Here is an 8,030-nt window from a genome sequence, read left to right as displayed (position 1 = left end):
CAACCATGAGGACGAGAACACTCACGCCAAATGAACGTCGGGCGCGGTTTATAACCGCCTCAACTTCAGGGGTAAGCTCATTGTTTTCGTCATTAGCATCTAAAGGTTTATCAGCACTCATGCACATGGGCTCCGAAAGCGAATTGGTTACATTTTTTGTCAGCGCCGAAGATCACGGCAAGCGATTAGACGTTGTTTTGGCTTCGCTCCTTGATGGACACTCCCGATCAAGATGCCAAGCCCTCATTCGCACTGGTGCGCTTTCAATTGACGGCGCGACCATAAGCGAGCCGAAATACCGCGTCAAACAAGATCAGCAACTTTGTTTTGCCGAACCCGCACCAACTGACGCAGATCCTGAACCCCAAGACATCCCGCTCAACGTTTTGTTTGAAGATGATGCGATCATTGTCATCGATAAACCTGCCGGCATGGTGGTCCATCCCGCCGCTAGCGTTGAAAAAGATACATTGGTCAACGCCCTGCTGTTTCATTGCGGCGACAGCCTTAAAGGCATCGGTGGGGTAAAACGTCCTGGCATCGTGCATCGCTTAGACAAAGATACATCCGGCGTCATGATTGCGGCCAAAACCGACGAGGCGCATAGGTCCCTTTCCGCTCAATTTGCAGACCACGGTAAGAATGGCCCTTTGCGCCGTACCTACAATGCTTTTGTATGGGGAGTACCAGACCCAGAAGCCGGCACAATCGATGCAATGATTGGTCGCTCGACACACAACCGCACCAAGCAGGCGATTGTTGAGAAGAATGGCCGCCATGCGGTCACCCATTATAAAACCCTTATGGCTTTCGGCGGCAACGCATGGACAGTAAGCAAAATTGCTTGTCAGCTCGAAACAGGTCGCACCCATCAAATCCGTGTCCATTTGGCCCACATTGGCCACGCCCTATTGGGCGACCCAACATATGGAATTGGTTTTGAAAGCCGTGAGCGCAATCTACCCATGTTGGTGCAAAAATCACTCAAATCCTTGACTCGCCAAGCCCTACACGCGGTGGATTTGACCATCGCCCATCCCGTTTCTGGCGCCAAGATGCACTTTTCTTCCCCTTTTCCCACCGATATGGAAAATCTTGAAAAAACCTTGCAAACCGCTGATTCTTAGGCCAAGTTTCAGCTCTTTTGTCGATTTTTGAACATTTTTCTCCCTCAAAGGGGTGAAATGCCATATATCGGCCCTATATAGTGTCCAACAATCAAATTGATTGCATGTGGTGCGTCCAGCATGGAGCATCAAATTGTGTCGGCTGAGTTTGATGCGACACGCAACGGGAATGAGGGGGTGCTAAATGGCCCAAACAAATTTGCCAACATTGTCTTCAGACAATGGCTTATCGCGCTATTTGCAGGAAATCCGCAAATTCCCAATGCTTGAGCCAAACGAAGAGTTTATGCTCGCCAAGCGCTATAAAGAGCATGAAGACCCAGAGGCCGCTCAAAAACTCATCACGTCGCACCTGCGCCTTGTGGCCAAAATTGCCATGGGTTATCGCGGATATGGATTGCCAATTTCAGAGGTGATTTCAGAAGGCAATGTGGGGCTTATGCAGGCGGTTAAACGGTTTGAGCCAGATAAGGGTTTCCGCCTGGCAACCTATGCAATGTGGTGGATCCGCGCATCAATTCAAGAATATGTGCTGCGCTCATGGTCGCTCGTAAAAATCGGCACCACCGCCGCCCAAAAACGCCTATTCTTCAACCTACGCAAAATCAAAGGTCAAATCGCTGCCCTTGATGATGGCGCGTTGCATCCTGACCAGATCAAACAAATTGCCACAACGCTAAAAGTGTCTGAGGCAGACGTTGTATCCATGAACCAACGCCTTACAGGCGATGCATCCTTGAACGCACCCATGCGCTCAGACGAAGGCGCATCACAGTGGCAAGATTGGCTGGTGGACGATGAACCAGACCAAGAAACCGCCCTTGGCGATGCGCAAGAATATGACGAGCGCATGAGCTTACTCAACAACGCCATGAGCGTTTTAAACGAACGTGAACAAGAGATATTCAAAGCCCGCCGCTTGCGCGAACCTGCCTTGACGCTGGAAGAACTTGCGCAAAAGTTTGAAGTCTCCCGTGAACGCATCAGACAAATCGAAGTGCGCGCTTTTGAGAAGGTGCAGATCGAAGTGAAAAAGCAGGCGTTGGAAAAAGCAGGGGAACCGGCCTAAAGGCCCTTTTTGATAATCGCTGCAGTCGCAAGGGCAGCTTGATCACCATCGTCGTGCAAACCTTCAACAACGGCGGCTTTATCGATGTTTTGGCGGTTCTGACTCATCTTCCATTTGCCAACGAGTTCGGTGATTTCAAACTCCAGCCCATAAAGCCCTTTGAGCTGACGCGCCAAGTAATCTGCTGGCGCATCCGAAACGGACCATGGGTCTACCCGACCTTCTTCCATCTGATCCGTCATAGATTTCAAATGGCATAGTTTCCATTTAGCATCATGCTTAAAATGCAACTTGCCCCGCGCGTGCACCACCACATAATTGTAGGTAGGCACTTCTTTGCCATGTTCTTTTTTACCCGGATACCACCCAGCGGAAATATAGTGCGCAGGCCCTTGAAAAATGGCCAAAGCCTCAGCCCCATCTTCGCACTGCTCCAGCAAATCATTGCCGCGCGACAAATGGGCATGCAGCTGCTCGCCGTTTTTGGCCAAAACCATCGGCAAATGATTGGCTGTTAGCCCCTCAGAAATGTTGCAGACCAAGGCGGCCAATGGGTGCTGCGCAATTGCATCAAGCAATACTTCTTTGCGCGTCTCTTTGAAAGCCGGTGGTTGATACATTGGCGGGGTCCCAATTCGTTGGTTAGTACAGCTTATTCAAGATCGCGCCAAAATGTGTTCTTGGCAAGATGACAAGATATGGATCATCAAAGTCTTTTGCACAATTCAATTGCACTTTTGGCGCACAAGTTACGTTTGACGTACCAATGCGTTTCCCCACATCCAAGGTCAATCCATCTAACGGAAATTTCAGGCCAACCGACGACTTAAATTTTGCTGGGTGAAGCGGATAAACTGAAAACCTTGTCCTCACCGGTAAATCAATCTCAAAATCCCCCGCTACGCCAATACACATATCGACTTGATCCATCAAAACAATATGCTTTTGCGCCCCATATCGCGCGATGGTGTGAAATGCGGCGAGCGTATGATCGACCCTTTTGCCCAACATGCCAAAACAAATGAACATGGGCGCATCAATTGAGTATAGGCATTTCTCAAAATCGGTGGTTTCTTGCTCGATAATTTCAATCATCTGAACGTTTGGATCAAACGCACTGCGATCCGCAATGGAATCAAAATCTCCAATCACGGCATGCAATTGAAGCCCCAGCGCCAACGCCGCGTCTGCCGCCCCATCAGCCGCAATCAACGCATAGCCTCGTTCTACGAACTCGCGCAATTGGGCGGGGTCAAAATCCCCTCCACCCAGCACAATAACGGGCGTTGAAAATAGCAATAGGGCCTTTTGCGCACTCGACTTATTGGGGTCTTGCATAACAACTCAAATCGACTAAGTTAGCCCCATCTCGCTGGGGTGCTCCAAAAGGAGCTGAGAATAAACCCATATAACCTGAACCAGGTCATGCTGGCGGAGGGAGACCGAGATGACAAGTGCCAAAACGGCTAAAGATTGTCATTTCCCCTTTTATGCACGACCGCACATTGTTTGATATGAGGGACAGTACATGTCTTTGAAAAAACTCACGATTGCGGCGCTTATTTCTCTTGTTCCATTTGCATCAACTGCAGTGGCAAACGATAAGCCAACGCTCACCATCTATACATATGATAGCTTCGCATCCGATTGGGGCCCTGGCCCACAAATCAAAGCTGGCTTTGAAGCCACTTGCAATTGCATCGTGGATTTTGTTGGCGCAGAAGATGCGATCAGCGCCCTGCGCAAAGCCCAACTTGAAGGCGACAGCACAAAAGCGGACATTATTCTAGGGCTCGATACAAGTGTTGCAGCTGAAGCAAAAAGCACCGAATTGTTTGCTGCACACAACACAGATCTGTCAGCACTCAAATTGCCAATCGATTATTCATCAGAGCAGTTTGTGCCGTTTGACTATGGCTATTTTGCCTTCGTTTATCGCAAATCAGACTTCCCAAAGGCACCAACTTCATTTGAAGATTTGGACAAAGCGGGCGAAGATTTCAAATTCGTTATTCAAGACCCACGCTCATCCACACCCGGCCTTGGCTTGGTGCTTTGGGCAAAAGCGGCCTATGGCGACGATACTGCAGAGATGTGGCCTGATCTAAAAGATCATATCCTAACCGTCACAAAAGGTTGGTCTGAAAGCTACAGCCTGTTCTTGGATGGGGAAGCGGACATGGTGCTAAGCTACACCACCTCGCCTTCATACCATAAGATCGCCGAAGAGGACGACAATTACGCCGCAGCGATTTTTGACGAAGGTCACTACCTGCAAATCGAATTGGCCGGTGTTTTGAAGTCCTCAAAAAACCAAGAATTGGCACAGAGCTTCATGAAGTATCTTGTGAGCCAAGACGCGCAAAAAATCATCCCGACAACCAACTGGATGTTCCCAGTGGTTGAATTGGAAGGCGGATTGCCTGAGGGTTTTGCAACACCTTTGACCAAAGAGCAGACGTTGCTGCTTGATGATCAAGACGTTGGCGCCAACACAAAGGCATATATTGGTGCCTTCTTTGCCGGCATTGAATAATAAAACATGGTCTCGCCCTATGGGCGGGACCTTCCCCCTTTTGCGCGCGCCGCGCCTATTGGTGGGCCTGCTCATTGCCTTATGCGTCGGGGCGCTCATTTGCGCCCTCATTGCCATCATTTGGCAAGCCGCTGATCTGTTTGGTAATCCAAAAACCAGTTCGATCGATATTTTTCACCTGCTTCGAATGTCCGCCATTCAAGCGGGCCTTTCCGTTTTACTTGCTTTCGTAACCGGCAGCATTGTTGCCATTGCACTCACCCGTCTCACGTTCTTCGGTAAACCATTTGTTCTAGCCTTCCTGTCCGCCGGGCTGGTATTGCCCACCTTGGTGGTGGCTTTCGGTCTATTAGCCATTTGGGGGCGCGCCGGGCTCATCAACGACATCGGCCAATCTGTTGGATTAGGCAAACTGCCCTTCACCATTTTTGGACTGCAAGGCATTCTTGCCGCTCACACAATTCTCAACGGCTCTTTCGCCGCGCGGATATTTTATGATCGCTTGCAAGCATTACCCAGCGCCAGCTTAAAATTGGGCCAATCCCTTGGCCTAAGCGAATGGCAACGCTTCACAATCCTTGATTGGCCTGCTCTCAAAAGCGCCATGCCCGGCCTTGGCGCAACCATTTTCTTGATGTGTTTTACATCATTTTCCGTCGTGCTATTGCTAGGCGGCGGCCCTGCCAATGCCACATTTGAAGTTGCCATTTTTGAAGCGGTAAAGCTTGATTTTGACCTTCATCGCGCAGCGCTTTTAGCCGCAGCGCAATTGGCGTTTTGCCTGTTCATCATCATCCCCACAGCAGGACTTAAAAGCAATTCAGTGCTAATTGGCGCCAGCCAAAACCACCTCTGGGCCGCAACAGGCAAAGTAAAATGGATAATCGGCGCCTTGCTGTTCGTGCTTATGCTCACCTATGCAAGCCCTTTGCTGATCATCCTCTATGAAGGCTTTGATCCCGCTATATTCAAGCTCATCAGCTCGCAAAAATTTCTCAACGCCCTAGCTACATCTTGTATCATCGCTACCGCCAGCGCCACCATCGCGCTCACTTGTGCCATGTTGCTTGCTTTTGCACGTGCCGAATTGATCTACCAAAATACAAGCCCCACCAGCACCAATCTTTTGCGCACGTTCATCAGCGCACCGGTTTTTGCCTACCTTGCGACACCGTCGATCGTCTTGGCTCTTGGATTCTTTTTGTTGGCCCGATTTGCAGGCTTGGACACATCAAAAGTGGGCATCTATGTTGTGGTCATTGCCAATGCGCTATTGGCCTTACCGCTGGCAAACGCAACGCTTGGCCCGCCTGTTGAGAAAATAGCCAACAAACATTTTCGTCTGGTCAAAAGCCTAAACATCAACGGCTGGCGCAGGTTCCGCTTTATCGAACTGCCCCTTATCCGCAAAGAATGCGCCTATGTTTTTGCCCTTGGCTTTAGTTATTCGTTTGGCGACCTTGGGGTCATCGCCCTATTTGGCACAGACGACTTCAGCACCTTACCTTGGATGATGTACCGTGCTTTGGGGGCATATCGGTCCAATGACGCCGCAATGCTGGCTGCAATTTTACTGTTCATCGCAGTATTTAGCTTTTACATTTTCCCCAAAATACTGGGAGGACGCGACAATGCTCACCTTCAATAGAGTAGAATTCGCCTATCCAAAAACCACACCATATCACTTTGACTTCAGAGTAAATCGCGGAGAAATCGTAGGCATTGCGGGGGCAAGCGGCTCTGGAAAATCCACACTGCTTGATTTGGTCGCAGGGTTTCAAACCCCCTCATCAGGTCAAATTGAACTAGATGACAACTCTCTTCTTAGGCTTGCGCCAGAAGAACGCCCCGTGTCCATTCTGTTTCAAAAAGACAATGTGTTCGCGCACCTTACCGCCGCCCAAAATGTGCAGCTGGGACGTAAAGACTACATCAATACAAGTGAAAAATTGGCGGAAGTGGGACTAGCGGGTTTTGAAAACCAAAAATGCGCATCTCTCTCTGGTGGACAACAACAGCGCGTTGCATTGGCCCGCACCTTGGCCCGCAATCAGCCCATTTTGCTGCTCGATGAACCATTCTCTGCACTGGATGGCGATACGGCCAGCCAAATGCGAGATCTCGTGAAAAACTTAGTAAAACAGCACAACTGGCACGCCATTTTGGTCAGCCATCACAGCCAAGATTTTGATGCCTTGGCCGATCAATTGTTCAATCTAAAGGATGGCAGATTAGAAGCGGTTGTGCGTTAGAGGGCCTATTCAGCGGCCCATGCTGCCAACACAGATTCAAAAATCGCTGCACCCTCTTTGCCTTTTTCCATGGTCACGATCGCTTTACGACCAGTGGAATAAACGACAGGCAAGTCAATCCAACCGCGTTTTGAAATCAAAGCAACATTCTTAGAAAGATCCGCTTCCGCAGCGCTTAGCGCAAAGAAGAATGAATTATCAAAAACCCTTGCCGATGCACCGATCAATGGATCTCCCTGTGCCAACTCTTGGTCCTTAAGCAAAATGCCCGGCAAACTGGCAATGCCGCCACCAAGAAAACTCTCCGTTACAGAGAAGTTGATCTCAAAGAGATGACTGGCGGGCAGAGCATCGTCACTGTTTTTTCTAAACAGCACATTTACGGACAAGTTGCGCGCAGGAACGGAAACAACCGCCTTGATCACCGGTGCTCCAGTTTCATCGACGTCTCGCGACCAAACGGTCTCCCCGGTAAAAGGCACAGCCCCACCAGTTCCGGTAATCTGCTCTTCAATCAACAACGACCTACTGCCAACCTCAACTGCCGTTTCGCTGGTATCACCCACATTGAGTTTTGGTTGATCAGGTTCGGTTGCGGCATCAGCCACTAACCGCTCTTCGGTTGATGCAACCGGCGTCTCACTAATTGGCGCCACTTCAGTTACAGGCAACGTCTCCACTGTTTCACTTGTGGGCACCTCAGGAGCAGTTTCAGTGGGCAAGCGCACCTCTGCAACGGGAGTGGTCTGTGGCGGCGTTTCACTCACCGTTGGCGTCGCATTTGTTGCGGTTACGTCGCGCACATTGCTTTGCACTGGCACACTATCATTTGTCGCAGGGGTCTGTTCAGCGGCCACACTTGGCGCTGTTGCAGTTTTGGTTGTTTTCTCCACCATGCCCAATTGCGCCATAAGCGGATTAAGATCGACAAAGCCTTCTTTCCAAGCCCAAAACGCACCTCCACCAGCTCCCGCCAGCAACAATACCACCAACATCAAAAACACAGTCAAACCGTTGCCGCCGGTTTCTTCGTCTTCAACAATTTG

At 49.9% G+C, this 8,030-nt stretch carries 7 protein-coding genes, 1 pseudogene and 1 riboswitch; of the genes and pseudogenes, 5 read left to right on the top strand and 3 right to left on the bottom strand.

Annotation, left to right across the window (positions count from 1 at the left end; all coding sequences use genetic code 11):
* Window positions 1-119: 119 nt before the first annotated feature.
* Window positions 120-1,127, top strand: a complete 1,008-nt coding sequence (locus Q0231_RS16180) for an RluA family pseudouridine synthase (protein ID WP_299349229.1) — start codon at window positions 120-122, stop codon at window positions 1,125-1,127.
* 184 nt (window positions 1,128-1,311) lie between these two features.
* Window positions 1,312-2,196 carry an RNA polymerase sigma factor RpoH gene (gene rpoH / locus Q0231_RS16175; protein ID WP_269394807.1) on the top strand — a complete coding sequence of 295 codons (885 nt, stop codon included), beginning with the start codon at window positions 1,312-1,314 and terminating at the stop codon, window positions 2,194-2,196.
* Here the strand turns inward: rpoH and Q0231_RS16170 are convergent.
* Both Q0231_RS16170 and Q0231_RS16165 read right to left on the bottom strand, forming a co-directional pair.
* Window positions 2,193-2,816: an FMN-binding negative transcriptional regulator gene (locus tag Q0231_RS16170; RefSeq protein ID WP_269394808.1), complete on the bottom strand. Its 624-nt coding sequence runs from the start codon at window positions 2,814-2,816 to the stop codon at window positions 2,193-2,195. The genes rpoH and Q0231_RS16170 overlap by 4 nt on opposite strands.
* A gap of 22 nt (window positions 2,817-2,838) precedes the next feature.
* Window positions 2,839-3,534, bottom strand: a complete 696-nt coding sequence (locus Q0231_RS16165; RefSeq protein ID WP_299349225.1) for a thiamine diphosphokinase — start codon at window positions 3,532-3,534, stop codon at window positions 2,839-2,841.
* Between the two features lie 25 nt (window positions 3,535-3,559).
* Window positions 3,560-3,653: riboswitch (TPP riboswitch) on the top strand.
* A 71-nt stretch (window positions 3,654-3,724) separates the two neighbouring features.
* Between Q0231_RS16165 and thiB the strand changes: the two genes are divergently transcribed.
* The 3 genes from thiB to Q0231_RS16150 are packed head-to-tail and all read left to right on the top strand — an operon-like array spanning window position 3,725 to window position 6,984.
* Window positions 3,725-4,732: a thiamine ABC transporter substrate binding subunit gene (gene thiB / locus Q0231_RS16160; RefSeq protein WP_299349222.1), complete on the top strand. Its 1,008-nt coding sequence runs from the start codon at window positions 3,725-3,727 to the stop codon at window positions 4,730-4,732.
* A gap of 19 nt (window positions 4,733-4,751) precedes the next feature.
* Complete coding sequence (locus tag Q0231_RS16155) at window positions 4,752-6,380, top strand: hypothetical protein (protein WP_299349221.1); 1,629 nt, start codon at window positions 4,752-4,754, stop codon at window positions 6,378-6,380.
* Window positions 6,364-6,984, top strand: coding sequence for an ATP-binding cassette domain-containing protein (locus Q0231_RS16150; RefSeq protein WP_269394812.1), 621 nt, complete (start codon window positions 6,364-6,366; stop codon window positions 6,982-6,984). Before Q0231_RS16155 ends, Q0231_RS16150 begins: the two co-directional genes overlap by 17 nt.
* Window positions 6,985-6,989: 5 nt before the next feature.
* Here the strand turns inward: Q0231_RS16150 and Q0231_RS16145 are convergent.
* Window positions 6,990-8,030, bottom strand: a pseudogene (locus Q0231_RS16145) (hypothetical protein); the annotation flags it as partial.

Origin of the sequence: uncultured Maritalea sp. (assembly GCF_937139385.1) — a bacterium.
Lineage (GTDB): Bacteria > Pseudomonadota > Alphaproteobacteria > Rhizobiales > Devosiaceae > Maritalea > Maritalea porphyrae_A.
The sequence above is the reverse complement of the archived record's forward strand: the minus strand, read 5'-3'. Positions and strand labels throughout refer to the sequence as shown.

Bases quoted from the DNA above. Each gene is read 5' to 3' on its own strand.
- thiB (WP_299349222.1), top strand. From the start codon at position 3,725: ATGTCTTTGAAAAAACTCACGATTGCGGCGCTTATTTCTCTTGTTCCA.
- Q0231_RS16180 (WP_299349229.1), top strand. From the start codon at position 120: ATGCACATGGGCTCCGAAAGCGAATTGGTTACATTTTTTGTCAGCGCC.
- Q0231_RS16155 (WP_299349221.1), top strand. From the start codon at position 4,752: ATGGGCGGGACCTTCCCCCTTTTGCGCGCGCCGCGCCTATTGGTGGGC.
- rpoH (WP_269394807.1), top strand. From the start codon at position 1,312: ATGGCCCAAACAAATTTGCCAACATTGTCTTCAGACAATGGCTTATCG.
- Q0231_RS16170 (WP_269394808.1), bottom strand. From the start codon at position 2,816: ATGTATCAACCACCGGCTTTCAAAGAGACGCGCAAAGAAGTATTGCTT.
- Q0231_RS16165 (WP_299349225.1), bottom strand. From the start codon at position 3,534: ATGCAAGACCCCAATAAGTCGAGTGCGCAAAAGGCCCTATTGCTATTT.
- Q0231_RS16150 (WP_269394812.1), top strand. From the start codon at position 6,364: ATGCTCACCTTCAATAGAGTAGAATTCGCCTATCCAAAAACCACACCA.